This is a genomic window from Galbibacter mesophilus (assembly GCF_023721415.1).
GTDB classification, from domain to species: Bacteria; Bacteroidota; Bacteroidia; order Flavobacteriales; family Flavobacteriaceae; genus Galbibacter; species Galbibacter mesophilus.
On sequence record NZ_JAMQVC010000004.1, the window covers coordinates 242,645 to 267,358 of the forward strand.

At 37.8% G+C, this 24,714-nt stretch carries 25 protein-coding genes; 17 read left to right on the plus strand and 8 right to left on the minus strand.

What is annotated here, in order from left to right; translation table 11 throughout:
• Positions 1 to 8: 8 nt before the first annotated feature.
• The 8 genes from NDQ75_RS14415 (at position 9) to NDQ75_RS14450 (ending at position 6,190) form a co-directional block, all read left to right on the plus strand.
• Positions 9 to 473 carry a TlpA family protein disulfide reductase gene (locus tag NDQ75_RS14415; protein WP_202029293.1) on the plus strand — a complete coding sequence of 155 codons (465 nt, stop codon included), beginning with the start codon at positions 9 to 11 and terminating at the stop codon, positions 471 to 473.
• A 1-nt stretch (position 474) separates the two neighbouring features.
• Complete coding sequence (locus NDQ75_RS14420; RefSeq protein WP_202029294.1) at positions 475 to 672, plus strand: hypothetical protein; 198 nt, start codon at positions 475 to 477, stop codon at positions 670 to 672.
• 2 nt (positions 673 to 674) lie between these two features.
• On the plus strand, positions 675 to 962 hold the full coding sequence (locus NDQ75_RS14425; protein ID WP_202029295.1) for a hypothetical protein: 288 nt from the start codon (positions 675 to 677) through the stop codon (positions 960 to 962).
• A gap of 268 nt (positions 963 to 1,230) precedes the next feature.
• Positions 1,231 to 1,695: an RpiB/LacA/LacB family sugar-phosphate isomerase gene (locus tag NDQ75_RS14430; protein WP_202029296.1), complete on the plus strand. Its 465-nt coding sequence runs from the start codon at positions 1,231 to 1,233 to the stop codon at positions 1,693 to 1,695.
• Positions 1,696 to 1,706: 11 nt separating this feature from the next.
• Positions 1,707 to 3,110, plus strand: coding sequence for an NADP-dependent phosphogluconate dehydrogenase (gene gndA / locus NDQ75_RS14435; protein ID WP_202029297.1), 1,404 nt, complete (start codon positions 1,707 to 1,709; stop codon positions 3,108 to 3,110).
• A 64-nt stretch (positions 3,111 to 3,174) separates the two neighbouring features.
• Complete coding sequence (zwf, locus tag NDQ75_RS14440) at positions 3,175 to 4,716, plus strand: glucose-6-phosphate dehydrogenase (RefSeq protein WP_202029298.1); 1,542 nt, start codon at positions 3,175 to 3,177, stop codon at positions 4,714 to 4,716.
• A gap of 39 nt (positions 4,717 to 4,755) precedes the next feature.
• Positions 4,756 to 5,481 (plus strand): 6-phosphogluconolactonase, encoded by a 726-nt coding sequence (pgl, locus tag NDQ75_RS14445; protein ID WP_202029299.1) that lies wholly within the window; start codon positions 4,756 to 4,758, stop codon positions 5,479 to 5,481.
• 88 nt (positions 5,482 to 5,569) lie between these two features.
• Positions 5,570 to 6,190: a YceI family protein gene (locus tag NDQ75_RS14450; protein ID WP_202029300.1), complete on the plus strand. Its 621-nt coding sequence runs from the start codon at positions 5,570 to 5,572 to the stop codon at positions 6,188 to 6,190.
• Between the two features lie 385 nt (positions 6,191 to 6,575).
• On the opposite strand, the gene nqrF is transcribed toward NDQ75_RS14450, so the two are convergent.
• From nqrF to NDQ75_RS14490, 8 genes are all read right to left on the minus strand, one after another.
• Positions 6,576 to 7,868 carry an NADH:ubiquinone reductase (Na(+)-transporting) subunit F gene (gene nqrF, locus NDQ75_RS14455; RefSeq protein WP_202029301.1) on the minus strand — a complete coding sequence of 431 codons (1,293 nt, stop codon included), beginning with the start codon at positions 7,866 to 7,868 and terminating at the stop codon, positions 6,576 to 6,578.
• A gap of 20 nt (positions 7,869 to 7,888) precedes the next feature.
• Positions 7,889 to 8,503 (minus strand): NADH:ubiquinone reductase (Na(+)-transporting) subunit E, encoded by a 615-nt coding sequence (gene nqrE / locus NDQ75_RS14460; protein WP_202029302.1) that lies wholly within the window; start codon positions 8,501 to 8,503, stop codon positions 7,889 to 7,891.
• Positions 8,504 to 8,531: 28 nt separating this feature from the next.
• Positions 8,532 to 9,254, minus strand: a complete 723-nt coding sequence (locus NDQ75_RS14465) for an NADH:ubiquinone reductase (Na(+)-transporting) subunit D (protein ID WP_202029303.1) — start codon at positions 9,252 to 9,254, stop codon at positions 8,532 to 8,534.
• A gap of 6 nt (positions 9,255 to 9,260) precedes the next feature.
• Positions 9,261 to 9,983: a Na(+)-translocating NADH-quinone reductase subunit C gene (locus NDQ75_RS14470; RefSeq protein WP_202029304.1), complete on the minus strand. Its 723-nt coding sequence runs from the start codon at positions 9,981 to 9,983 to the stop codon at positions 9,261 to 9,263.
• Between the two features lie 2 nt (positions 9,984 to 9,985).
• The gene (locus tag NDQ75_RS14475; RefSeq protein ID WP_202029305.1) at positions 9,986 to 11,143 is read right to left on the minus strand and encodes an NADH:ubiquinone reductase (Na(+)-transporting) subunit B; all 1,158 of its coding nucleotides are present in this window, start codon (positions 11,141 to 11,143) and stop codon (positions 9,986 to 9,988) included.
• A gap of 13 nt (positions 11,144 to 11,156) precedes the next feature.
• Positions 11,157 to 12,500 (minus strand): Na(+)-translocating NADH-quinone reductase subunit A, encoded by a 1,344-nt coding sequence (locus tag NDQ75_RS14480; RefSeq protein ID WP_202029306.1) that lies wholly within the window; start codon positions 12,498 to 12,500, stop codon positions 11,157 to 11,159.
• A gap of 211 nt (positions 12,501 to 12,711) precedes the next feature.
• Positions 12,712 to 13,578: a DMT family transporter gene (locus tag NDQ75_RS14485; protein ID WP_202029307.1), complete on the minus strand. Its 867-nt coding sequence runs from the start codon at positions 13,576 to 13,578 to the stop codon at positions 12,712 to 12,714.
• A 9-nt stretch (positions 13,579 to 13,587) separates the two neighbouring features.
• Complete coding sequence (locus NDQ75_RS14490) at positions 13,588 to 15,132, minus strand: hypothetical protein (protein ID WP_202029308.1); 1,545 nt, start codon at positions 15,130 to 15,132, stop codon at positions 13,588 to 13,590.
• Between the two features lie 153 nt (positions 15,133 to 15,285).
• Here NDQ75_RS14490 and NDQ75_RS14495 point away from each other — a divergent pair, with 153 nt between their 5' ends.
• The 9 genes from NDQ75_RS14495 (at position 15,286) to NDQ75_RS14535 (ending at position 24,484) form a co-directional block, all read left to right on the plus strand.
• Complete coding sequence (locus NDQ75_RS14495; RefSeq protein ID WP_202029309.1) at positions 15,286 to 16,458, plus strand: 2-isopropylmalate synthase; 1,173 nt, start codon at positions 15,286 to 15,288, stop codon at positions 16,456 to 16,458.
• A gap of 5 nt (positions 16,459 to 16,463) precedes the next feature.
• The gene (leuC, locus tag NDQ75_RS14500) at positions 16,464 to 17,861 is read left to right on the plus strand and encodes a 3-isopropylmalate dehydratase large subunit (RefSeq protein ID WP_202029310.1); all 1,398 of its coding nucleotides are present in this window, start codon (positions 16,464 to 16,466) and stop codon (positions 17,859 to 17,861) included.
• Positions 17,862 to 17,992: 131 nt separating this feature from the next.
• The gene (leuD, locus tag NDQ75_RS14505) at positions 17,993 to 18,583 is read left to right on the plus strand and encodes a 3-isopropylmalate dehydratase small subunit (protein WP_202029311.1); all 591 of its coding nucleotides are present in this window, start codon (positions 17,993 to 17,995) and stop codon (positions 18,581 to 18,583) included.
• Between the two features lie 11 nt (positions 18,584 to 18,594).
• The gene (gene leuB, locus NDQ75_RS14510) at positions 18,595 to 19,713 is read left to right on the plus strand and encodes a 3-isopropylmalate dehydrogenase (protein WP_202029312.1); all 1,119 of its coding nucleotides are present in this window, start codon (positions 18,595 to 18,597) and stop codon (positions 19,711 to 19,713) included.
• Between the two features lie 139 nt (positions 19,714 to 19,852).
• Positions 19,853 to 20,983, plus strand: a complete 1,131-nt coding sequence (locus NDQ75_RS14515; protein WP_202029313.1) for a tyrosine-type recombinase/integrase — start codon at positions 19,853 to 19,855, stop codon at positions 20,981 to 20,983.
• Between the two features lie 56 nt (positions 20,984 to 21,039).
• The gene (locus NDQ75_RS14520; protein WP_202029314.1) at positions 21,040 to 21,681 is read left to right on the plus strand and encodes a hypothetical protein; all 642 of its coding nucleotides are present in this window, start codon (positions 21,040 to 21,042) and stop codon (positions 21,679 to 21,681) included.
• Between the two features lie 159 nt (positions 21,682 to 21,840).
• Positions 21,841 to 22,875, plus strand: coding sequence for a ParA family protein (locus NDQ75_RS14525; RefSeq protein WP_202029315.1), 1,035 nt, complete (start codon positions 21,841 to 21,843; stop codon positions 22,873 to 22,875).
• Entirely contained in the window at positions 22,862 to 23,473 is a 612-nt protein-coding gene (locus tag NDQ75_RS14530; protein WP_202029316.1) for a HEPN domain-containing protein, read from the plus strand. Before NDQ75_RS14525 ends, NDQ75_RS14530 begins: the two co-directional genes overlap by 14 nt.
• Before the next feature lie 351 nt (positions 23,474 to 23,824).
• Positions 23,825 to 24,484, plus strand: coding sequence for a hypothetical protein (locus tag NDQ75_RS14535; protein ID WP_202029317.1), 660 nt, complete (start codon positions 23,825 to 23,827; stop codon positions 24,482 to 24,484).
• Positions 24,485 to 24,714 lie beyond the last annotated feature (230 nt).

A 24,714-nucleotide genomic window follows, 5' to 3' on the forward strand; every position in this document is an offset into this window, starting at 1 on the left:
ATTCAGAAATGAGTGAATCAAACGAAGCTTTCGGTTCCTTAAAGCCGTTCTCTTTAGAAGCTCTAAAAAAGGAAACTACTCCAACACCGGAAACGTTCTTAGGGAAACCTCTTTTAATTTTATTTTTCAATTTAGGTTGCCCCGGTTGTGTAGGTAGAGCGGTTCCTTTTGCCAACAAAATGAAAGTGGAACATGGAGATAAAATAAATATACTGGGGATACACAGCAACTTTGAAGGAACCGAACTATCCGATAGTGAAATCATTAATAAAATGGAAGAATTGTATGCTAGGTTTCCTTTTTTTCGGGATGCTGGGTCGATGACTACTTTTAAAGAATATGAAGCCGGCGGCACGCCTCACTGGATTTTGGCCGATAAAAACGGCGTCATCGTCCAAAGCATTTTTGGTTCCGATCCAAATAGGGCGTTACTTCGATTGGATTTTAGCATACAAGAATTAATAACGGATTAAAATGAGTCTGGAAAGAATAGATAGCGAAACATATAATCAAAACCCTTCTCAGTACCGATTGGTACGCGGCGACACCAAAGATGCTCCGAAATGTCCATTCGGACATTCATACGAGTGGATAGGATATGACGATGTTAACCAAAAGTTCGTGCGATTTACAAAATCGGTTTTCAAAAAATTAATTCAAAAACAAACATAAGCATGCAAATATTTAATACAATCAAAAATTTCTTAATCAAAAAATCCAACAATCAAGAAATAAAAGCACCCGAAGGATTTTGCCCAAACTGCTGGGGAAGACAAGAATATGGTGGGGATTTCTTCGAAGCCATGAAAAAAGAAGGGATAAACGTTACCAACATCGATCATAAAAAAGGATGGATATTGGATTATGTTGAAAAAAACTTAAGTGGTATTATTTTACAAACTGTTGGCAAAACACAGGTTTGTAATGTTTGCTACACCACCTATCCCCACGACCATAACTAAAGATTTTTATAAACCTTGTAAGTAAAATGTTTTTAATTTATCCGATGCCACCTAAATGAAAACATTTTATGCTTACAAGGTTTTTTAGTTTTGCACCCGACTAAACAATTAATGATTTCTTTTACGTCTCTCATCAAACCTCTTCATTTACATAAATCACTATTTCTTTAAACTATCGTTATATAACTAAATAAAATTGCCATAATCACGTAGAAATACGTAATTTTAGCCTTTCAATTTAGAACTACAGTTTCTCAAGCAGTTATTAGTGAAAATAGGCATCACAGCAGACCATGCAGGATTTGATAGAAAGGAAGAGTTAAAGACGCTTCTTTTAGAACATAATTACCAAGTTGAAGATTTTGGAGCTCATGAATATGATAAAAATGATGATTATTCAGACATTATCATTCCGCTAGCCGAAGCCATTTCCGAAGGTTCAATTAATAAAGGAATTGCTATTTGTGGAAGTGGCGTTGGTGTATCCATAGCAGCCAATAAGTTCTCTGGCGTTCGGGCTACGCTTATCACTGAAAACTACTCGGCCCATCAAGGTGTAGAACATGACGACATGAACCTAATGTGTTTAGGTGGTAGAGTAATTGGTCCTGCGCTAATCTGGGAACTTACCGAAACTTTTTTACAAGCAGAATTTCAGCAGGAAGAACGCTTTGAAAGACGCTTGAACAAAGTAAAAGAAATTGAAAAGAATAATTTTAAAAATATAAAATAAGCAATATACACATGGGAAATTTTGACTTTGGCATTGTAGGCCTTGGCGTAATGGGAAGAAATTTACTGCTGAACATGGCAGACCATAATTTTTCAGTAGCGGGATTGGACCTCGATGCAGAAAAAGCAGCTTCCCTTGAAAACGAAGCAGACGAAAAACACGAAATTAAAGGTACTACCGATGCGAAAGAGTTTATTCAGCTCATAAAAAAACCAAGGGCCATTATGCTTTTGGTTCCTGCTGGAAAACCAGTAGATAGTGTCATTAATTCTTTGCTGCCACATTTGGAAGAAGGTGATATTGTTGTAGATGGTGGAAATTCTTATTTTGAAGACACCAACAGAAGAGTAGCTGATTTAAATGCAAAGGGAATTAATTACTTCGGAATGGGAATATCCGGAGGTGAAAAAGGTGCGCGCTTTGGTCCTAGTATGATGCCAGGTGGAAATGAAAACGCTTATGAAAGACTGCGTCCTATTTTTGAAGCTGTAGCCGCTAAAGTAGATGGTGAACCTTGTGTTACCTATCTTGGTAGAAGTTCCGCTGGAAACTATGTGAAAATGGTGCATAACGGAATTGAATATGCCATTATGCAACTTATTGCTGAAACATACGATGTTCTAAAACGTGGATTCAATTTTAGTGATAATGAATTACAAGAGGTTTTCGAATCTTGGAACAACAGTGAATTACAATCGTATTTAGTTGAAATTACAGCGGCCATTCTTAAAAAGGAAGATGACCTTACCGGAAAACGACTGGTAAGCTTAATATCCGATACGGCCAAATCCAAAGGGACTGGAAAATGGACCTCCCAAAATGCTATGGAAATTCAAGCTCCTGTACCTTCTATTGATTTAGCAGTGACCATGCGTGATATTTCCAAATACAAAGAAGAGCGTGTTAAAGCGGCCTCCCTTTACTCTTGGGATGGCGATACCAATAATTCTCGTCAGCAGAATGTAGTAGCCTTGTTTAAAGACGCCTTTTATTTTGCAATGATAAATATCTACGCCCAAGGTATGGCTCAGTTGTCTATTGCTTCCAAAGAATTTGATTACGGATTGAATCTTGAAGAAGTGGCCAAAATATGGCGAGGTGGTTGCATCATCCGTGCTGCAGTATTGGAGGATTTTAGAAATGCGTATAAAAACAATAAGGAACTCCCTAATTTGTTACTCGATAAAGACCTTTCTAAGCGATTAAACCTAAAACAAAGAGCAATGCGTGAAGTGGTAAAAACTGGAATCGATAAAGGTATTCCTATGTCTGTTTACAGTGCTACTCTTTCGTATTTTGATGCATACAGAAGCGCAACGTTACCTACCAACCTAATTCAAGCTCAAAGGGATTATTTTGGTGCTCACAAGTATGAACGCATCGATAGGGAAGGGATTTTCCATACCGAATGGTAACATTCAAAACATTCCAACCAAAAGTATAACCCTGAAATGAAACGAACCTTAAGAAAATATACGAGTGAAGACAAATAAAAAGGCAACCCCCACCGTAATTGTAATATTTGGAGGCACAGGCGATTTAGCCAAGCGAAAATTAATCCCTGCATTCTACAATTTATTTATTGAAAATTGGATGCCGGAAAATTTTGCCATCTACGGTCTCGGACGTACGGAGCTTACCGATGAAGAGTATAGGGAAAACCTGTATGAAGGACTGGTAGATTTTTCAAGAAGTGGAAAGCCAGAAGAAAAACAATGGGAAAAATTTAAAAAGTCGCTTCACTATTTTACCTCCAATATAAATGATGAAGCTGCTTATAAAGAACTCCTTACCAAGGTAGAAGGTGCAGACGATTCTTGGGGCGTACGCGCAAACAGACTTTTCTATTTATCGGTTTCGCCTAAATTTATTGAAACTGCCACCTCTAATATTAAAAATTCGGGACTGGCTTGCGATAAAAAGAATGATAGAATAATTATTGAAAAGCCTTTTGGTTACGATAAAGCTTCCGCAGTAGAACTTAACCAAATGCTTACCAGTACATTTGATGAAGAACAAATCTTTAGAATAGACCATTACCTGGGTAAAGAAACGGTTCAGAATATTCTTGCATTTCGATTTGCTAACACCCTGTTTGAGCCACTTTGGAACCGAAATTATATCGATTCGGTACAAATAACGGTTGCTGAAGAGGTGGGCGTGGAAGATCGCGGCGGATATTACGAAGGTTCAGGGGCGTTGAGGGATATGATTCAGAATCATTTGCTTCAAATTTTATGTATGGTTGCCATGGAACCACCAGCTTCTTTTGATGCTGAGGAAATACGGAGTAGAAAATATGATGCCTTAAAAGCTATCCGAAGAATAAAACCGGACGAAGTTCACCACTATGCGGTGAGAGGACAATATGCAGAAGGTTGGATTAAAGGTGAGAAAGTGCCCGGTTACCGACAGGAAGACGGCGTTGACGAAAAATCGAATACCGAAACTTTTGCCGCTATTAAGTTTTATTTGGATAACTGGCGTTGGCAAAATGTTCCTTTCTATTTACGCACCGGAAAACGTATGCAGGAAAAAACATCCTCTATCACTATTCAGTTTAAACCTGTTCCACATGCCTCTTTTCCAGCTACGCAAGTAGACAGTATAAAGCCAAATCGACTCACGATCAACATTCAGCCGCAAATGGATATTCGTTTACGGTTTATGACCAAACGTACCGGCTTGGAAATGAATTTGAATCCCTCTGAGATGATTTTTGATTACGATACCGGTTCAAAACACACTCCAGAAGCTTACGAAACTTTACTGTTGGATGCCATGGTGGGCGACACAACACTCTTCATGCGATCTGATCAAATTGAAGAGGCTTGGGATGTTATCTCTACCATCCAGGAAGCTTGGGAAAACCGCGATTCTTTAGACTTTCCAGATTATCCTGCAGGAAGTTGGGGTCCTGAAACGGCAGAAGCTTTAATTGCGCGACAAGGTCATGTTTGGGCGGTAAATAAGAAAAACATTACCACGGGTAAGTCGGCTAGTGATTCGAAAGAAAAATAAAATAACGCATATCAAAAAGGATAACGAAAAGAAAGAACAATGATTGAAGTTTTTGAAAATACAGAGAATTTAAACAAACAAACGGCTGCTATTTTTATTGAAAAGGCTCAGGAAGCCATCAAAGCAAATGGGAAATTTACCGTAGCATTAACGGGAGGCTCCTCCCCTGCCGGACTCTATCGTTTGTTAGCTTCCGATGATTATAAAAATAAAATCGATTGGACTAAAGTATTTGTATTCTGGGGTGATGAACGTTGGGTGCCAATTGATGATGAAAAGAGTAATGCCGGTGCCGCCTTTAATGATTTTTTAAACCATATTCCTATTCCGAAGGAAAACATTTTCCCTATGTGGAAAAAAGATGTGGAACCTGAAGAATATGCCAAGGAATATGAAGCTATTTTGGAGGATCATTTGGAGCAAGGGGAACGTTTCGACCTTATTTTATTAGGTATGGGAGATGACGGGCATACCGCTTCGCTTTTCCCGAACCAACAAATTATCCTTCAGGAAAAAGAAAAGAAAGTAGCCGCTTATTATTTAGCTCCACAGAGCATGCACAGAATTACGCTTACGGCTCCGCTCATTAACAAAGCAAAGCAAATTGTGTTCTTGGTGTTTGGAGAGAAAAAGTCCAATGCCCTTTACGAAGTACTACAAGGAGAACGTAACAGCGACCTTTACCCTACCCAATTAATCAATATGGACAAAGGCAATGTTACTTGTATGGTTGATAAAGCCGCCGCCAGTAAATTAAGTCTCTAAGCATACGTGAAAACTTCGTTAATTTAGGGGTTAAATTTTGGAGGTGCTTTTCTTCTTAGTACTTTAGGGCAACTTAAAAACAATCAACATGAAAAAAATAGGTTTTCTCATCTGTGCACTTACATTGGTTTTCGGTGCCAGTTGTAAACAATCAGAAAAAAAAGAAGCTTCGGAAGTAGAAACAGAGGTTACTACAGAAGTTGAAACTTCAGCAAAAAAAGAGGCGTTAGTACTTAACGATTCCCTGCGGTTTACTGCCTTTAAAACTCCTAAAAAGGTTGGCGTTAATGGAACCTTTACGGAAATCAACCTTTCCGATTATAATGAAGACAAATCCAACATTACGGATATTCTTACCGGTGCCGGATTTTCAATAGCAACTGCGAGTGTTAATTCCGGAGACCCGGCGAGGGATGCCAAACTAAAGACTTTCTTTTTTGACAATCTTGCTTCTGATAAAATCTCTGGAACTTTTAAAAGCTTTGATGGCGAAAAAGCAGTGGTAGAATTACAAATGAACGGTGTAACAAAAGACGTTACCTTTGATGCGCACACCACGGACAGTGAAGTGACGCTGAAAGGTAGCATCGATATGATTGAAGACTTCACCGCAAACAAGGCATTTCAAGCGATTCATGAAGCCTGTAAAGTTCTCCACGAAGACAAGACTTGGACTGATGTAGAATTGTATATCTCTGTAAGCAAATAAGCAAACAACATACGAAATTTAAGAACAAGAAGGCCGCTATAATCAGCGGTCTTTTTTTATATCCTATGGCAGTATAAATTTCAGTTGGGAGGATGTAAAGTCCAATCGCGAGAATATAAAATCCAATCGCGAGAATGTAAAGTTCCGTCGGGAGAATATAAAGTTCCGTCAGGAGAATATAAAGTTCCGTCAGGAGAATATAAAGTTCCGTCAGGAGAATATAAAGTTCCGTCAGGAGAATATAAAGTTCCGTCAGGTATTTCGTCGCGTAGCTCCGAAGAGCTAACCTTATGCCCAGTGTTTTCTAAACACCAATTACCAGAAATAACCCATAAAAAAAGCCGCTTGAAAATCAAGCGGCTTGTATATTAATTTTGGATTCTTATTACCCTCCGAAGTCGTCAAAACGAACGTTTTCTGGTGGTACACCGAAATCGTCACACATTTTTTCAACAGCTTTGTTCATCAATGGAGGTCCACAGAAATAGAATTCTATGTCTTCCGGTGCGTCATGGTGATTTAAATAGTTATCAATTACCACTTGGTGCACAAAACCTACAAAACCATCTCCTTCACCATCCAATCCGTCTTTGACTTTCCAGTTGTCTTCTTCCAAAGGTTCAGAAAGAGCGATATAGAACTTAAAGTTAGGGAAATCTCTCTCCAACTCTCTAAAGTGCTCCAAATAGAATAACTCTCTCTTAGAACGTCCACCGTACCAATACGTTACCTTTCTTCCTGTCTTTAAGGTTTTGAAAAGGTGGTACAAGTGTGAACGCATTGGCGCCATTCCAGCTCCACCCCCAACATATAGCATTTCCGCTTCACTATGGTTAATGAAGAATTCTCCGTAAGGTCCTGAGATAACTACTTTATCGCCAGGTTTTTTAGAAAAGATATAAGACGAAGCTATACCAGGATTTACATCCATCCATCCGTTTTTGTTACGATCCCATGGTGGGGTAGCAATACGAACGTTTAGCATAATATCTCTTCCTTCCGCTGGGTAAGAAGCCATAGAATAGGCTCTTTCCACAGTTTCAGTATTCTTCATAGTTAGTGGCCATAAGTTGAACTTATCCCACTCCAATTGGAATTTCTTAGGATCGTCGTGCTCTTCTGGGTGCGCAGTAATATCGATTTCTTCATATTTTACTTCACATGGTGGTATTTCAATTTGAATATATCCACCAGCTTGGTAATCCATATCCTCTGGGATACGTACTACAAACTCCTTGATAAAAGAAGCCACATTCCAGTTACGCACTACCTCTGCTTCCCACTTTTTAATACCGAATACCTCTTCAGGTACTTCGATAACCATATCTTGTTTTACTTTTACCTGACAACCAAGACGCCAACCTTCAGCAATCTCTTTACGTGTAAAGTGTGGTTCTTCCGTAGGGAGAATTTGTCCTCCTCCTTCTTCAACGATACATTTACACTGAATACAGGTTCCACCCCCACCACAAGCGGATGGTAAGAATATTTTATTATTCCCTAAAGTGGACAATAAAGTTCCTCCTGAAGAAACTTCTACATCTTTTTCACCATTAATTTTTAAGGTAACAGGACCCGATGGAACAAGTTTTGCTTTTGCAGCCAATAATATTACTACTAATAGAAATATAAGCGCTAAGAATACTACTAAACTTGCTATGATTACTGTATAATCCATATACTTTTAACTGATAAGATTTATAATTTAATTCCCATAAAACTCATGAACCCAAGAGCCATAAGTCCTGTTATGATAAAAGTGATTCCAAGTCCGCGCAATGGAGCGGGAACGTTAGAATAAGTAATTTTTTCGCGAATGGCAGCAATGGCAAGAATAGCCAAGAACCAGCCCACACCAGAACCAAATCCGTACGTTAATGCTTCTGATACGCCACCGAAGTCTTTTTGTTGCATAAACAAAGATCCTCCAAGAATAGCACAGTTTACAGCGATTAGTGGCAAGAATATACCTAAAGCTCCGTAAAGCGCCGGTGCAAATTTTTCAACAATCATTTCCACCAACTGTACCATAGAGGCAATTACCGCAATAAACATGATAAAGCTTAAGAAACTAAGGTCTATGTTAGCGTACTCTGGGCTTAACCAAGTTAAGGCACCTGGTTTTAATAAATAATTATCCAGTAAGAAGTTAATTGGTACTGTAATAGCCAATACAAATATTACTGCAGCCCCTAAACCAACGGCTGTTTTTACTGTTTTGGATACTGCTAAGTAAGAACACATCCCTAAGAAATAGGCGAAAATCATGTTCTCAATAAAAATACTTCTTACAAAAAGGTTTACGTATTCCATTTCTTAATATTTTTTGATAAGCGTACGCTTAATTTTTTTCGATTAGTTGACGGTTTCTTGAACGTTGTACCCAAATGATAACCCCAACCACAAGAAGTGCAGCAGGAGAAAGCAACATGAGTCCGTTATTCTCGTACCCTAAAGCGTAAAGTCCAGTAGACTCTGCCATAGTAGCCCCTTTATGACCAAGAACCTCAAAACCTAGTAATTTACCAGAACCGAGCAATTCACGGAAAAATGCAACAACGATAAGGATCAATCCATATCCAGCCGCGTTACCGATTCCATCCAAGAACGATTTCCATACACCATTACCCAGTGCAAAGGCTTCTAAACGTCCCATTACAATACAGTTGGTAATAATTAGTCCAACGAAAACCGAAAGCTCTTTACTAACGTCGTATGCAAACGCCTTTAACACCTCGTTTACCAAAATTACCAAAGCCGCTACAACCACCAATTGAACGATGATTCGAATACGGTTTGGAATTAAGTTTCTAATTAACGAAACAATTACGTTACTACACGCCATTACCACCATTACCGCAATTGCCATCACTATGGAAGGTTTTAATTGTACGGTAATCGCAAGGGCAGAACATATACCTAATACCTGTACGGTAATCGGGTTATTATCATTTAATGGATCTGATAATAATTTTCTGTTTTTCTTTGAAAAAAGTGGCTCTTTTTCTTCAGCAACAAAAAGTACCACAGGTGATTTTTCTTTTTTGTTTTTTGTATCAGCCATCATAATTTATTTTAAAGCGACGTTAACATTCTGATTCTTTAAGTAAGGTAGATAATACTCCAATCTTTTTGAAATCATATCTGTTACTCCATCTCCGGTAATTGTTGCTCCAGAAATTGCATCCACAGCATTATCATCTTTATTGTTACCTCCGGAATATCCTTTAACTACAGAAACCCCAACGAAGTTTCCTGAATCATCGTAAATCTTTTCATCTTCAAAACGCTGCTGAAACCAAGCTTGTGTAATTTCAGCTCCAAGTCCGGGAGTTTCCCCTTTATGATCAAAAACGGCACCTTTTACCGTATTAATATCATCTTTTAAAGCGATGTATCCCCAGATAGCATCCCAAAGACCAGCACCACGTAAAGGAATTACGTAATACTTTTTCCCTTCAACATCAGCGACGTATAAAGGAAAGCTTTGTTCTTCCGCTGGTTTTTTAACTTCTTTGGCAAGATCTACCTCAAAGGCACTAACATCTTGTTTAACCTCACCGTTTTTATCTAATGCAATTTCTTCCTTTATATACTTATCGTACGTAGCTTGCGCTTCCTCTTTAGAAGCTTCCACCCCGATGGTAGCAAGAATATTTTGCATTTTTTCAATTCTTACATTCTTTGCTTGAATAGGCTGCAAGGAAGTAGCGGCAAAAGCTAATGCAGAAGCTACTACAACAACCATAATCGCAGCGAATATAAATGTATATGCGTTACTATCTCTGTTCATAATTATGCTGATTTTACCGTAGCGGTAGATAAACGTTTCTTTCTTCTTTTAATGCTCGATTGAATCACGTAATGGTCGATCGTAGGAGCAAACACATTCATAAGCAAAATGGCCAACATAACTCCTTCTGGATATGCAGGGTTGAATACACGAATCATAATACTGAAGATTCCAATAAAGATTCCGTAAATCCACTTTCCTTTTAAAGTTTGTGCTGCAGACACAGGATCGGTTGCCATAAAAACAAGTCCGAAAGCAAACCCACCAACAATCAATTGTTGATGCCAAGGGAATGCCATTAATTCGTTAGCACTCCAAAGGTTGAAAAGGAAGCCCATAAAAGCAGCCCCTACAAGCCCGCCTGCCATAATTCTCCAGCTACCTACACCCGTAAGTATAAGAATTGCAGCACCTACAACTATCCATAAAGTAGACGTCTCTGCAATAGAACCTGGAATAGATCCAGAGAACATAGACCAAGAATTGTAGGCTACCTCTTTACCAGCAGCAAGCGTCCCTAAAATAGTCTCTCCAGAAATGGCGTCTACATTGGTAGCTTCAGAAACCCATACCTTGTTACCCGACATGTAAGTAGGATATGCAAAGAATGCAAAAGCCCTAGCCGTAAGCGCCGGATTTAGAATATTCATCCCTGTTCCACCGAAGGCTTCTTTACCAATCAATACAGCAAAAGCTACTGAAACAGCAACCATCCAAAGTGGAATATCCACTGGCATAATCATTGGGATAAGAAGACCCGTCACCAAATAACCTTCATTTACTTCGTGACCTCTATAAATAGCAAATATAAATTCGATACCAAGACCAACGGCATAAGAAACCGCCACCATAGGCAAAACTTTCCACGCTCCGTGCGCAAAAGCATCCCAAAATGTAAAGGCCTCCCCTAGTTGAGAATAGTATTGAAAACCTGCATTGTATATTCCGTAGAATAAAGCTGGCAACAATGCCAAAACTACGGTAATCATTGTTCTTTTTAAATCTACTGCATCACGAATATGAGCTCCTTCTTTAGTAGTGTGATTTGGCACATATAAAAAAGTATCGAATGCATTGATAGCCGGAGCATATTTCTCCCACTTCTCCCCTTTGTTAAAAGGCTTTTTTAGTTGATCTAATTTTTTTCTTAAAGCGTCCATATCTCCGTTTTTATTAACCAACTTCTTTTATCATAACATCCAAAGCTTCTCTTATAATGGCTTGCGCCTCTAACTTCGATGTATTTACATAATCCACTAATGCAAAATCTTCAGGAGCTACTTCGTAAATCCCTAAATTTTCCATTTTTTCAATGTTTGAAGCCATGCACTCTTTTAAAAGTTGCATTGGGTAAATATCCATAGGCATCACCTTTTCCATTTCCCCAGTAACCACTAAAGCACGCTCTTCACCATTTAAGTTGGTATTCACTTTATATCTTTTATTCGGGAACAACCACGAGAAAGAAGTTCTGGACATACTAGGTATGTTGTTGTCTTTAAAAGGCAACCAACCAAACATTCTATAATCGTTTCCTTCCGGAATTAAAGTGATTGTATTATGATAGTACCCTACGTAACCAGCATTGGCAACTTTGTCTCCAGTAAGCACATCTCCACTAATAATTCTAACGTTAGCTGGTAATTGGCCTACCACATCTTTTACGTTAGAACCAATTTTGAAACGGAAATATTGCGCTTTTGGAGCCTCTGTACCTCCTACAGCAACTGTGCGGGTAAGGTCTAATTTTCCAGTTTTGAACAAAGAACCGATAATAGCAACATCTTCAGGATTGATTACCCAAACACGCTCCCCAGAGTTAACCGGATCTATGTGATGGATTTGCACCCCAACGTTTCCAGCAGGATGTGGTCCAGATACTTTGTGTAACTGAACTCCCTTTACTTCATTAAAAAATGAAGCAGAACTTTTATCTACTGAAAGATGGGTTTTTCCTGAAGTAAGTTTAGAAATCGCATCGATACCCAACTGAAACTCATCTTTTCTTTTTCCTAGCAAAAATTCAACATCAGCTGCCAATGGAGCCGTTGCTAATGCAGAAATAAAGATGGCTTTCGGTGCGTCATCAGGATTTGCAACAATATCGTAAGGTCGCTGCTTAATGAATGGCCAACAACCACTTTCCAACAAGTGTTGTTTTACCTCTTCGGCAGACATAGCTCCTACGTCTTTTTTACCAAATTCTTTGTAAGTGTCGGCTGAATCAGCTTCAATGATTACCTCTAAAATTTTTCGCTTGGCACCTCTTTTTACTTCTTTTAACGTACCGCTCACTGGCGAAGCAAACTTCACCTTTTCGCTGTACTTAGAATAAAAAATGATGTCACCTGCTTTTACAGATTCACCTTCCTTAACGATTACCTTTGGGGTAACCCCATGAAAATCAGTTGGCTTAATAGCGAAGGTTTTAGATCTTGGCGCATCAGAAACCAGTTTTTCTGCCTCACCTTTTAGCTTAATATCTAAGCCTTTTCTAATCTTAATGTCGTTTGACATGCTATCTATCTAATGAAATTAGTTAACTCAAAAATTCGTGCAAATTTAATAATTAAAAAAGAGTTCACATAATAAAAACCTTTATTTTTAAATAGTAATGCAATCCTATCTGAAAGATTAAGACATTTCTATTTAAACCACCCTTCTCTACCCTATTTTTACGAAGTTCTTAATTACTGAAAGTGTTTTGGCAAAGTTAGAATAACCAAACTCAGGTTTTAAAATGTCTTGCGCTTTCAATAACAACGGCACTCAAAATCAATACGCCCCCAATGATGGTATGCCACGCAGGGAATTCCCCCAAAAAAAGCATCCCCATTAAAATTCCGTAAATAGGCTGCACACTACTCATTATACTGGCCGTGGTAGCACTAAAGTTACGGAAACTCATCAAAAGCAATGTGTGCCCTATGCTGGTGGTTACCAACGCTAAAAAGACGATGGGCATCCACTGGCGGCTTATTGCCGTAAAACTCGCATTGAACATAACCGGACTCAGCATAAACGTAATTATCACCAATTGATAAAGCATCAATACGGAACCATGATAACTTTCTACTTTAGGCTTCATTAAAATATTGCGAAGCGCATAAAAAAATGCTGAAGTCACCCCAAACAGAACTGCAATAAAATGTTGATTCTCAAAGCTTACTTCAGGAACTAAAAAATAAACACCCGTGAGCACCAAAACACCTAAAGCGAGATGGGCTTTTTGAAATTTTGTTTTTAAAACCAAGGGTTCCAAAAAGGAAGTGATTACGGGGTAGGTGTAAATGGATAGCATGCCAATAGCCACACTGGAAAGTTTTAAAGCGAAAAAGTAAGTTACCCAATGAATGCCAAAGAAAACGCCACAAGCTAAGATAATCCACAAATCTTTTTTTCCGTGAATTTTAAAACTCAGCTTTTTATAGCGACAGTAAAAGTATAATAAGAATACTGCCAAAAAAGCACGAAGAAATATTATTTGCTCTGCCGGCAGATTAATATACCGTCCCAAAACTCCAGAGGTACTTATAAGCAATACCGCCAGATTTAGCTCTAAAACATGTTTTAACTGAAACTTTTTTTCTCCCAAAACCAATCGTTATCGCACCAAATCTTTGGCCTTTTCTTTAATAATGTCGCCAACGGGTCGGTTTTCTATGTTGCTCTCCAACCAAGAGATGATATCCAAGTACAAAAAGGCACGCTTTTCATACGGATGGTTTTCATATTGCTTTAACGTTTTGTGTAGCTTTCTAAATTCATCCTTTAATTGATGCGGAAATATCTCGCCAAGGTTACGCAAGAATTTTATCATTTCTTTTTGTACGGCGTGCAAATCGTTCATTTTCAATAAGAACTTATACGTACTCTTTAATTGCACCTCCAAATGATAATCCATTCCCGCTTCGTAATGCGCCACCAGACTCAATACCCTTGCAAAACACATAAGGTCTTCGCGCATGGTAAGGTTTCTATTGTCTATAATTTTTTTGAGATAAGTGATGCACTTCTTGTTGTCCCCTACGCCAAAATACAAACACGCAATTTTATAGTATAGTACCATAATATGGTGTTCATCTATTTTATCGCCGTATTCTTTAAGTCCAGTAAGTATTTCCTTTTCTAAATATAGGCCGTCTTCAAAAGTACCTTCTAAAAAATGTAGATTTAATTTATTGCTATAGATATACAAAAAGGACAATACTTCCAGATTGTCGTTCTTTGGGAATTTATTGCTATTGATAACTTCTTCCAGCTTCATCAGAGTCTCCTGGAATCCGCTTCTGTTTTTCACGTAAAACATAGATTCCAACAAGTAATTGTTCCCTTTCAAGAAGAAAACAGGGTTTAAATAAATCATCTGTTCGTTTTCGTAGAACAGCTCTACCCAGCGAAGGGAATACTTATAACACGAAAGAAAATCTTGCACCAAGAAACTATACCACAGTTGAGCCTTATACAACCAAAGTTTCTCCCGAAAGTCTAATTCTGAAACTTTAAACTTCGGAAGGTGAGACTTGTAATATTCCGTAACCCATTGGTATTCTTCATCGCTTTTTACGTAACCGAATTTCAACATAATCCCGTACAACTGAAGCGATAAGTTAGACAGTTTACTAGTGAGCACATTTTGCATGCTCAACTCTTTTGCCTGAATGGCCAATTCGTCGGCACGGCCACTGATACTCCTTGTAATGTACTGGGTTTCAATAACTTTTTCCAGCTCCACAATCTCATAAGCCACTACCTTTTCTTGGTTTTCAATGGCCAACGATTTTGCCTTATCCAAAATCTTTAAACTCTGTTTGTAAAGCCCTTTATGGTATAAAATAGTAGCAAAGTCCAATTGTTCCCGAATTTGCAGACGGATATTCTGATTAACCGGATTTAAACGCAGGCTCACCAAAATTTGTTTGTACAGGTGCGCCTTTAAATTGGACAACTGTTGTTTTTTAACAATCCCGCTTTTTAAAATTTCCGACTCCTTATAATCGTTCATCTTATCCAGAAGATTGAAAAGTGCCAAGAATTTAGCATCGGCATTTACCCCCAAACGGTTAACATATAGTTTAAACTGTCGTTTTTCCGATTTTGAAAGGGATTTAATAAGTATAAATAATGTGTCTTTTTGTTGACTTGTCATTGTAAAAAATAAAAATCAATTATCTGATTTTCAGTAAATTAAATATTAAAAACTTTCCTTAAGCATTGTAAAGAAATGGTTAAGCGAACTAAAAAATATAGGACTAAAATATAAATTCGTAATACAAATTTGAAATTACATTAAAAAATCAAGATGAGTAAAGAAAAAGTCCAAATCTTTGACACGACATTACGAGACGGGGAACAAGTACCTGGATGCAAGCTTAATACACAACAAAAGCTTGTTATTGCAAAGCGTCTTGACGATCTAGGGGTTGATGTTATTGAAGCAGGTTTCCCAATTTCCAGTCCGGGAGACTTCAACTCGGTAGTAGAGATTTCAAAAATTGTAAAAAACGCTACCGTTTGTGGGCTCACAAGATCGGTAAAAAAAGATATTGAAGTAGCTGCCGAAGCTTTGAAATATGCAGTAAAACCGCGTATTCATACCGGTATTGGCACTTCGGATTCCCATATAAAATACAAGTTTAAATCTACCCGCGAAGAAATTATAAAGCGTGCCGTAGCGGCTGTAAAATACGCCAAAACATTTGTGGAAGATGTAGAGTTTTATGCGGAAGATGCCGGCCGTACCGATAATGAATTCTTAGCCCGCGTTTGTGAAGCTGTTGTAAAAGCAGGTGCCACTGTGTTGAATATTCCAGACACTACCGGTTATTGTTTACCTGAAGAATACGGCGCAAAAATGCGGTATTTAAAAGAAAATGTTGCAGGGATAGACAAGGCTATTCTTTCTTGTCACTGCCATAATGACCTTGGTTTGGCAACCGCCAATTCCATTGCTGGTGTTGTTGGTGGCGCAAGACAAATAGAATGCACCATAAACGGTGTTGGTGAACGTGCTGGAAATACTTCATTGGAAGAAGTTGTTATGGTTTTGAGACAACATCCTAATCTTAATTTAGACACCAATATTAATTCCCAGCTATTGTACAGTACCAGTAAAATGGTTTCTGAAAGTATGGGAATGCCGGTACAGCCCAACAAAGCCATTGTAGGAGCCAATGCGTTCGCACACAGTTCTGGAATTCACCAAGATGGTGTTATTAAAAACCGCGAAACGTACGAAATTATAGACCCTGCGGACGTTGGAGTAACCGAATCTGCTATTGTACTAACCGCAAGAAGCGGTCGTGCCGCCTTGGCATATCGTGCCAAAAAAGTAGGTTACGAACTTACCAAGCTTCAGTTGGATGAAGTTTACAAGGAGTTTTTAACCTTTGCAGATCAGAAAAAAGAAGTGTTGGATGAAGATATCCATCAAATCATCAGTATAAGTAATATAGATATTAAAGCAATCGCTTAATTGTAATGAGCAAAACATTATTTGATAAAGTTTGGGACAGTCATGTGGTACATTCCGTAGAAAACGGGCCACAGATATTGTATATTGACAAACATTTAATTCACGAAGTTACGAGTCCGCAAGCATTTAATGAGCTTGAAGAACGTAACATTCCTCTTTTTAGAAAAGACCAAATTGTAGCTACGGCAGACCATAACGTTCCTACAAAAGACCAACATTTGCCTATTCAAGACTTACTGTCTAAAAAACAGGTGGAAATGTTGACAGAAAACTGTGAGAAACACGATGTTACCCTTTACGGTTTGGGGCACCCCTACCAAGGGATTGTGCATGTAATGGCTCCCGAACTTGGGATTACACGACCAGGTATGACGATGGTTTGTGGAGATAGCCACACCTCTACCCACGGGGCCTTTGGTACTATTGCGTTTGGAATTGGAACAAGCCAAGTAGCGCAAGTTTTTGCCAGCCAGTGTTTGTTGCTTTCCAAGCCTAAAAGTATGCGAATTACCGTAAACGGAAAGCTTAAAAAAGGAGTTTTACCAAAAGATGTTATTCTTTATATCATTGCGCAATTGGGTACCAACTCGGGTACGGGATATTTTGTGGAATACGCTGGCGATGTGTTTGAAAACATGACGATGGAAGGCCGTATGACGGTATGTAATATGAGTATTGAAATGGGAGCCCGTGGCGGTATGATTGCTCCGGATGACACTACCTTTGAATATGTAAAAGACCGCGAATTTGCTCCTAAAGGGGAGGAATTTGAAAAGAAAGTGGCTTACTGGAAAACACTGCCTACGGATGCCGATGCTACCTTTGATAAGGAATATTCTTTTAATGCGGAGGATATTGAGCCTATGGTTACCTACGGAACCAATCCGGGTATGGGTATTAAAATAACCGAGGCTATCCCTAGTAAAGATGATGTTTCCTTTGAAAAATCATTGGAATATATGGGCTTCCGTAAAGGAGAAAAGCTACTTGGCAAAGACATTAACTATGTTTTCATCGGAAGTTGTACAAACTCTAGGATTGAAGATTTTAGAATTGCTGCCGAGTACATAAAAGGAAAACAAAAAGCGGCCAATGTAAATGCGCTTATTGTTCCTGGGTCTCAACAAGTAGCCAAACAGATTAAAGAAGAAGGGATACAGGATATTTTTGAAGCCGCTGGCTTTGAAATGCGCCAAAGTGGTTGTTCTGCCTGTTTGGGAATGAACGAAGATAAAATTCCGGCAGGTGAATATTGCGTTTCTACGTCTAACCGAAATTTTGAAGGACGACAAGGGCAAGGAGCACGTACCATTTTAGCGAGTCCGCTGGTAGCTGCCGCTACTGCCATCGCCGGAAAAATAATCAATGTAAGCGAGGAAGTAGAAGAATTGGAATTGGTTTAGATAGTGAAGAGTTAAAAGTTAAGAGTTCTGAGTGAAGAGTGAGGAGTTGAGTTAGTAAACACCCAAGTACCTTTAAAATCCTAACAACTTAACACATTAACAATTCAACGATTCAACAATAAAAAAATAGAATGGAAAAATTTGTTACATTAACATCTAAGGCAATTCCTTTGCCGATTGAAAATATAGATACCGACCAAATTATCCCTGCGCGCTTTTTAAAGGCAACCAGCAAGGCTGGCTTTGGTGAGAATTTGTTTCGTGATTGGCGTTTTAAAAAAGACGGCACCCCTAATGAAGATTTTGTCTTGAACGACGCGACCTACTCAGGTAAAATTCTGGTAGCTGGCGATAATTTTGGTTGCGGAAGTAGCCGTGAACACGCTGCTTGGGCACTTACCGATTTTGGATTTAAAGCTATAGTATCCAGTTATTTTGCTGACATTTTTAAAGGAAATGCCCTTAACAACGGATTGTTGCCTATACAGGTGAGTCCAGAAGTGTTATCTGCCATGCTTTCAGCAATAAAAGAAAACCCAAATACCGAACTAAAAGTAGATCTTAAAAACCAAACCATTACCGTTTTGGGTACCAATATTGAAGAAAGCTTTGAAATTGATGCCTACAAAAAAATGTGTTTGATGAACGGCTACGACGACATCGATTTCTTGGTAAGTAATAAAGATAAAATAGAAGCCTATGAGGCTTCCAGAACATTTTAATACAAAGCATAATGAATTTAAACATCGCTGTATTAGCTGGTGACGGGATTGGCCCGGAAGTCACCAAACAAGCCATAAAAACCCTTAAAGCGGTTGGAGAAGTTTATAACCACAGCTTTACTTTTAAAGAGGCACCCGTGGGTGCTATTGCTATTGACCAAACTGGGGACCCCCTTCCTGAAAAAACATTACAGTTGTGCTTGGATACCGATGCCGTACTTTTTGGTGCCATTGGAGACCCAAAATACGACAACGATCCGTCTGCCAAGGTACGCCCAGAACAGGGATTATTAAAATTGAGAAAATCCCTCGGATTGTTCACCAACATTCGCCCCATAAAGGCCTTCCCTACCCTTATTGATAAATCGCCCTTGAAAGAAGAGCGTATTGCAGGTACCGACCTCACCATTTACAGAGAGCTTACCGGCGGTATTTATTTTGGGGAAAAGAAGCTAAATGAGGAAGGAAGCGTGGCATCCGACTTGTGCGAATATTCCGATTACGAAATTGAGCGTATTGCGCATTTGGCTTTTAAAGCTGCCCGTGCAAGACGTAAAAAGCTGACGTTGGTAGATAAAGCCAATGTTTTGGAAACCTCCCGTTTATGGCGAAAAGTGGTAACCAATATTGGAAAAAGTTATAGCGATGTGGAATTGGATTTCCTTTTTGTGGACAATGCCGCTATGCAAATGATATTGAACCCAAGTCAGTTTGATGTAATCCTTACGGAAAATATGTTTGGAGATATTATTTCTGACGAAGGGAGCGTTATCGGTGGTTCCATTGGGCTATTGGCTTCGGCTTCCGTAGGAGACGAAAACGCGATGTTCGAGCCTATTCACGGTTCTTTTCCACAGGGAAAAGGAAAAGGTATCGCCAACCCTATTGCCTCTATCCTATCTGCCGCTATGCTTTTAGAACATTTTAAATTACATGAAGAAGCGCAAGCCGTACACAAAGCGGTTGAAAAAGCGTTGGAAATGAATGTAGTTACTCCCGATTTAGACCCAAATAGTAAGAAAACAACGACCGATGTGGGGAATTTTATTGCTGATTTTATTGCCAATGCCGAAGAAATCATCAATTACAATCAGGAGAATATAGATTACGGACAATCAACAATCATATAGCGATTAATTTGATTAGTTTTAGTGTTATGAGGGAACCCCGGCAGCGATGTTAGGGGTTTTTTGTTTATGTACACATTGAATATATTTAGAATATAAGCGCTATATTTATAATATGTTTCTGAGTCATAAAACATAAAGAATGTATTTATTTCCAACTGTTGAAATTAAAAGATTAACGCATAAGGGCCAAAAGGTATTAGGCCTGTTTTTTGACTATAATGAGGATTTAAAGATACTTTGCAAAAATTATGGGGCGTATTGGAGTGCATCCAAAAAGGCTTGGTTGATAGCAGATTCAGAAAAAAATATTAAAAAAATAGGTTCCGTATTTCATAATAAGGCATTCCTAAAGTTTCAATTTTCTTCAACTAATGAAAAGAATAAGTCACCCCAGAAAAAAAATTTAGTCCCCGAAACCTATTTAAAAACACTAAAGCGGATGCGCTATAGTGCGAGTACACAAAGGGCTTACAAATACCTTTTCAATGAATTCCTAAATTTTATCTACCCTACCCCCGTGCAGGATTTTACTGAAGAAGATATACGGAAATATCAAGATTGGTTGGTCACTAAAAAGAAAGTTTCCATTAGCACACAGAACCAAGCGATAAATGCCATAAAGTTTTATCTTGAAAAAATCAATCAACAAGAACGTGCGACCTATTACATTGAGAGGCCTATTAAAGAAACTAAGTTACCCACTGTTTTGAGCGAAAATGAAGTTTTACGGATTTTATCTTCCACCAAAAATCTAAAGCATCGGTTGGCATTTGCATTAATTTATAGCACCGGCGTAAGAATAAGTGAACTTTTAAATTTACGCATCAAAGATTTTGATTTAGACCGAAATATGGTTTATATTCGAAGTGCTAAAGGAAAAAAGGATAGGGTTTCTATTATAAGCAAAGCACTAAAACCGGTACTGGTAACCTATTTAAAAGAATTTAAACCCAATTATTGGATTTTAGAAGGCCCCAATAGAAAAGCATACTCTGCATCCAGCATACGCATGGCATTGAAAAAGAGCATTAAAAAAGCGGAAATTACCAAACATGTTACGCCCCACACCTTACGTCACACCCTTGCGACGCATCTGTTGGACCGCGGTACGGATACGAGGTATATTCAGCAATTGTTAGGGCATAACAGTCCGAAAACCACTGCCATATACGCCCATGTTTCCACCCGTTCGTTGCAAAACATAAACAATCCTTTAGATGCTTTATTAAACGATAAAGCACTGAATAAAAACAACTTAAACAATCAATAGCGAAAGTTATATATCAGCAACAGTGGTATATACATACGTTACCACACATTTGAGAAATGACGATATTTATAGTTTTAATGACAATATTTTCAGGAATTAGTTTTGTGCTGATTTTAAAGAAATATGACTTTCCGAAATTAGAAAAAGTTGTTAGAAAAATATCATTTTACTCATTAATCGGAATTTTAATATGTGTAATACTTTTGGTTTTTGACTTCCGACTAAAAGGAAAATACGCAAGCTCAATAATCGGACTGACTTTCTTGCTGTCTACAATTTTACTTTTTGGGTTGACTAAAAAAAATCTGACCAAAATATTGAGCGGAATTTTGACAATACCAATCTTTGTTTTCGGAATTTTAAGCTTGTTTTCCGAAATAGGGTTCGTCTTTTTTTATTTAATAACTCTTCCATTTCAAGCACCAATGGCGAAATCTGAAATTAATGAAAACCATAATGTGGAAGTCCGAGTTGGTGGATTTTTCGCTTGTGGAGAAAGTTTAGTAATTACAAAATCTAAATTCGGAATTTTGGATAAGCAACAATACGTTGGAAATAACTCTTGCGTAACTGGAATTAATAAAATAGAAACTATTGAATTTAAAGAAAATAGCGTGGAATTTTTAATCTATCACGATGGGGAAACTGAATTTGAAAATCCATATAAATATCAACCTGAAATAAAAAACGTGTGGTAACACTGTGTATAATTCATTGCTAGTAAAGGCTTACTTACGAAAATTCCGCTGGAATTTTCTATCTGTGATTATTTGCTAACTTTAGTGCTTAAACACGCAACGAAATCATACACTAGACCGTTGGGTGCAATTAGTGATACGAATTAAAAAATAAATAGAATGAGAATAGTTTTTTTTAATCATAAGGGTGGAGTCAGTAAGACCACTACAACATTTCATTTAGGCTGGAAACTTGCCCAGAGAGGTCAGCGAGTTTTATTAGTCGATGCAGATCCACAATGTAATCTGTCAGGAATAATAATGCAGAACAACTTTGAGCAGTACTATATCGAAGAAAGTACTAGAAAAAAGAATTTAATGGATGGGGTAAATTCTGCTTTTCAAGGAAGACCTGAGCCAATTAGTGCATTTGACTGCTACAATGTTCCTAATAATGAAAACTTGTACCTTCTGCCCGGTCATCCAAATTTAACTGAACTAGAGCCTGCATTGAGTTTTGCCCAAACCTCAAATAATGCCTTTGCTACCATGCAAAATTTACCAGGATCATTTAATGCACTAATTGAAAATTGTTGTAATCATCATAATATTGATTACGTCCTAATTGACTTAAATCCAGGATTAAGTGCAATCAACCAAAATTTCTTTTCAATCTCTGATTTATTTATAGTACCTACAAACCCAGATCCTTTTTCATTAATGGCAGTTAGAACATTGGCAGATGTATTACCTCGTTGGTATAGCACATCTCAACAAATGCGCATAACATTTGCCAATTCTTCATATCCGTTCCCGATTTATGACCCTAAATTTGCAGGTGTAGTACTTCAAAGATTTAATATTAGAAGCGGAAGACCTTCAACTCCATATAGGAATAACATGGATGAAATTCTGACATCTGTATCTGATGAATTGGTACCTAAATTAGCACAACATGGTATGCTTTTTCAGGCAAATCTTTACAGTGAAACAGGAATACCAGCAAATTATTGTCTAGCCGAAATCCCTGATTTCCAAAGCCTTCTTCCTCAGTCTAATAAATTTGGTGTTCCCGTGTATGCACTTTCAGATAATCAAATCGAACGATCAGGAACTGTTTTGCAGCAAATGATTAGTAAGAGAGATGAATTTGACCAGATGTTCGTAGAATTTGCATCACAGATTGAAGAAATAAAGGAAAATGCTGAGAGCTAAGCAAATATTTGACAAAGGAATAAATCGAGTTCGTAATATTGATACCCTTTTTATTCATTTAACTACTGTACTTGGTTTTAAACCCATCGATGTTTCAGATTTACTAAGAAGTGAAATCGTTTACTCTCTTTCTAGCTTTGATAGGCTAGTCCACGATTTGGTAAAGTTAGGAATGTTAGATTCGTTTAAAGGTAATCGAACACCAACAAATGCGTACAAGAATTTTAGTATTTCATTAAATCAATTTGATGCAATTAATAATGCTTCTGTACCACCTGCAGCATTTATATTCGAACAAACAATATCTTCCGCTCATAAACACTTATCATTTCAAGACCCAGATAAAGTTTCAGAAGCATTGAGCTTAATATGGCATGAAAATCATAAATGGCAGAAAATAGCTACGGAAATGGGAATGACTCAAAATAATTTGAAAACGGAGCTTAAAAACATTGTAATTCGTAGAAATCAAATTGTTCATGAAGGCGATTTTGATTTATTCACAGGGGACATTCAACCTATTATTCATTCTGATGCAAAACAATCAGTAGATTTTATTGATAACCTTGGAAACACAATTTATGATTTGGTAAAATAAATAACTGCACCCAACAACACCTATACGCAATGCCCTTCGGGACACTGCGCATAGCCTAACCGTTGCCTACAATTGCGGAAACTCACTCGAGCGGAATAAATCGGAATTGAAAAGGATTATAGATTTGAGCAAGTTTGCGGAAAAAATTGCCCACTCCAACGCTGAATAAAAAGCAAAACTGAAAAACATCGGAACGAAAAAAACTGTAGGCAACAAAAGCTATAGTTCATTGCTACGGATTTTCCTGCGGAAAATACTCGCATTTTTTGCTATCTTTAATCACAGCGGAAAATGACTCGCGTCCTTTCCCGCAACGAAACCATAGCCAAACCGTTGTGCATAATTTGAGAAATGAGCAAAGGATTAAAAATAGCCTTAATAATAATTTCAATTTTAATAATCCTAATTGTTGGTGGAGGATATTTTGCTTTAAAAACAATCGGAGAGGCTTTTGGAGCTGACTGCGAGATAAGTAATACTTGGACAATCAATGAATATGAAATAATTGAAAATAAGTGCCTTGGTTGGGCTGGACCACACTACTACCCTCTTGACTTGAAAAAGAACGGAGAATACATTGCAAGTAGCGGTTATAAATTAGACTCTTGTAACATTCGATTTGAACCTGAAAATGGACAATATTTGATAATTAATATCTGTGATGAAAAAATAACGGAATTAAAATCTCAAAAGACTAAAATTGATATACAAAAGGTAGACTCAATTATTATGGTTTCTGGAATTGACCCAAACAAGACAAAGAAACTCAACCGAATAAAAACTGAACGATTTATAAAAGACTGGAACAAAAGCAAAGTTTCTGATTATCGAGATGGAATTTTAGACTCAATATTCCACCCGAATTATCAGTATAAATTAGAAGTATTCGAAAACGGAAACAAGAAAGAGTTCGTAACATTTAATTTTTTAATTGCGGACGAATCGAATTGGACATATTTTATAACAAATGATTCTGACAAAGATTATATGAATCGACTATGGAATGAATAAAAAAACTATGCACAACAATGTATAACCGCAATTACGGCGGATTCGACTACGTCCTAATTCACTCGGAATTGCTAACGACAGTGCTTAACCGAAAATCAACATATATTAACCCGTAACTGACGGTTATACGTATTCCAAGATCAAATCCTAATTAAATCTATTTTTTTATTAAGCTGCATATTGATTTAAAACAACATATGGAGTTCCTCTTTTTACAACAGAAAATGCTC

Coding starts and splice junctions, on each gene's coding strand:
- NDQ75_RS14415 (WP_202029293.1), top strand. CDS start 9: ATGAGTGAATCAAACGAAGCTTTCGGTTCCTTAAAGCCGTTCTCTTTA.
- NDQ75_RS14420 (WP_202029294.1), top strand. CDS start 475: ATGAGTCTGGAAAGAATAGATAGCGAAACATATAATCAAAACCCTTCT.
- NDQ75_RS14425 (WP_202029295.1), top strand. CDS start 675: ATGCAAATATTTAATACAATCAAAAATTTCTTAATCAAAAAATCCAAC.
- gndA (WP_202029297.1), top strand. CDS start 1,707: ATGGGAAATTTTGACTTTGGCATTGTAGGCCTTGGCGTAATGGGAAGA.
- pgl (WP_202029299.1), top strand. CDS start 4,756: ATGATTGAAGTTTTTGAAAATACAGAGAATTTAAACAAACAAACGGCT.
- NDQ75_RS14450 (WP_202029300.1), top strand. CDS start 5,570: ATGAAAAAAATAGGTTTTCTCATCTGTGCACTTACATTGGTTTTCGGT.
- nqrF (WP_202029301.1), bottom strand. CDS start 7,868: ATGGATTATACAGTAATCATAGCAAGTTTAGTAGTATTCTTAGCGCTT.
- nqrE (WP_202029302.1), bottom strand. CDS start 8,503: ATGGAATACGTAAACCTTTTTGTAAGAAGTATTTTTATTGAGAACATG.
- NDQ75_RS14465 (WP_202029303.1), bottom strand. CDS start 9,254: ATGGCTGATACAAAAAACAAAAAAGAAAAATCACCTGTGGTACTTTTT.
- NDQ75_RS14470 (WP_202029304.1), bottom strand. CDS start 9,983: ATGAACAGAGATAGTAACGCATATACATTTATATTCGCTGCGATTATG.
- NDQ75_RS14475 (WP_202029305.1), bottom strand. CDS start 11,143: ATGGACGCTTTAAGAAAAAAATTAGATCAACTAAAAAAGCCTTTTAAC.
- NDQ75_RS14480 (WP_202029306.1), bottom strand. CDS start 12,500: ATGTCAAACGACATTAAGATTAGAAAAGGCTTAGATATTAAGCTAAAA.
- NDQ75_RS14490 (WP_202029308.1), bottom strand. CDS start 15,132: ATGACAAGTCAACAAAAAGACACATTATTTATACTTATTAAATCCCTT.
- NDQ75_RS14495 (WP_202029309.1), top strand. CDS start 15,286: ATGAGTAAAGAAAAAGTCCAAATCTTTGACACGACATTACGAGACGGG.
- leuC (WP_202029310.1), top strand. CDS start 16,464: ATGAGCAAAACATTATTTGATAAAGTTTGGGACAGTCATGTGGTACAT.
- leuD (WP_202029311.1), top strand. CDS start 17,993: ATGGAAAAATTTGTTACATTAACATCTAAGGCAATTCCTTTGCCGATT.
- leuB (WP_202029312.1), top strand. CDS start 18,595: ATGAATTTAAACATCGCTGTATTAGCTGGTGACGGGATTGGCCCGGAA.
- NDQ75_RS14515 (WP_202029313.1), top strand. CDS start 19,853: ATGTATTTATTTCCAACTGTTGAAATTAAAAGATTAACGCATAAGGGC.
- NDQ75_RS14520 (WP_202029314.1), top strand. CDS start 21,040: ATGACGATATTTATAGTTTTAATGACAATATTTTCAGGAATTAGTTTT.
- NDQ75_RS14525 (WP_202029315.1), top strand. CDS start 21,841: ATGAGAATAGTTTTTTTTAATCATAAGGGTGGAGTCAGTAAGACCACT.
- NDQ75_RS14530 (WP_202029316.1), top strand. CDS start 22,862: ATGCTGAGAGCTAAGCAAATATTTGACAAAGGAATAAATCGAGTTCGT.
- NDQ75_RS14535 (WP_202029317.1), top strand. CDS start 23,825: ATGAGCAAAGGATTAAAAATAGCCTTAATAATAATTTCAATTTTAATA.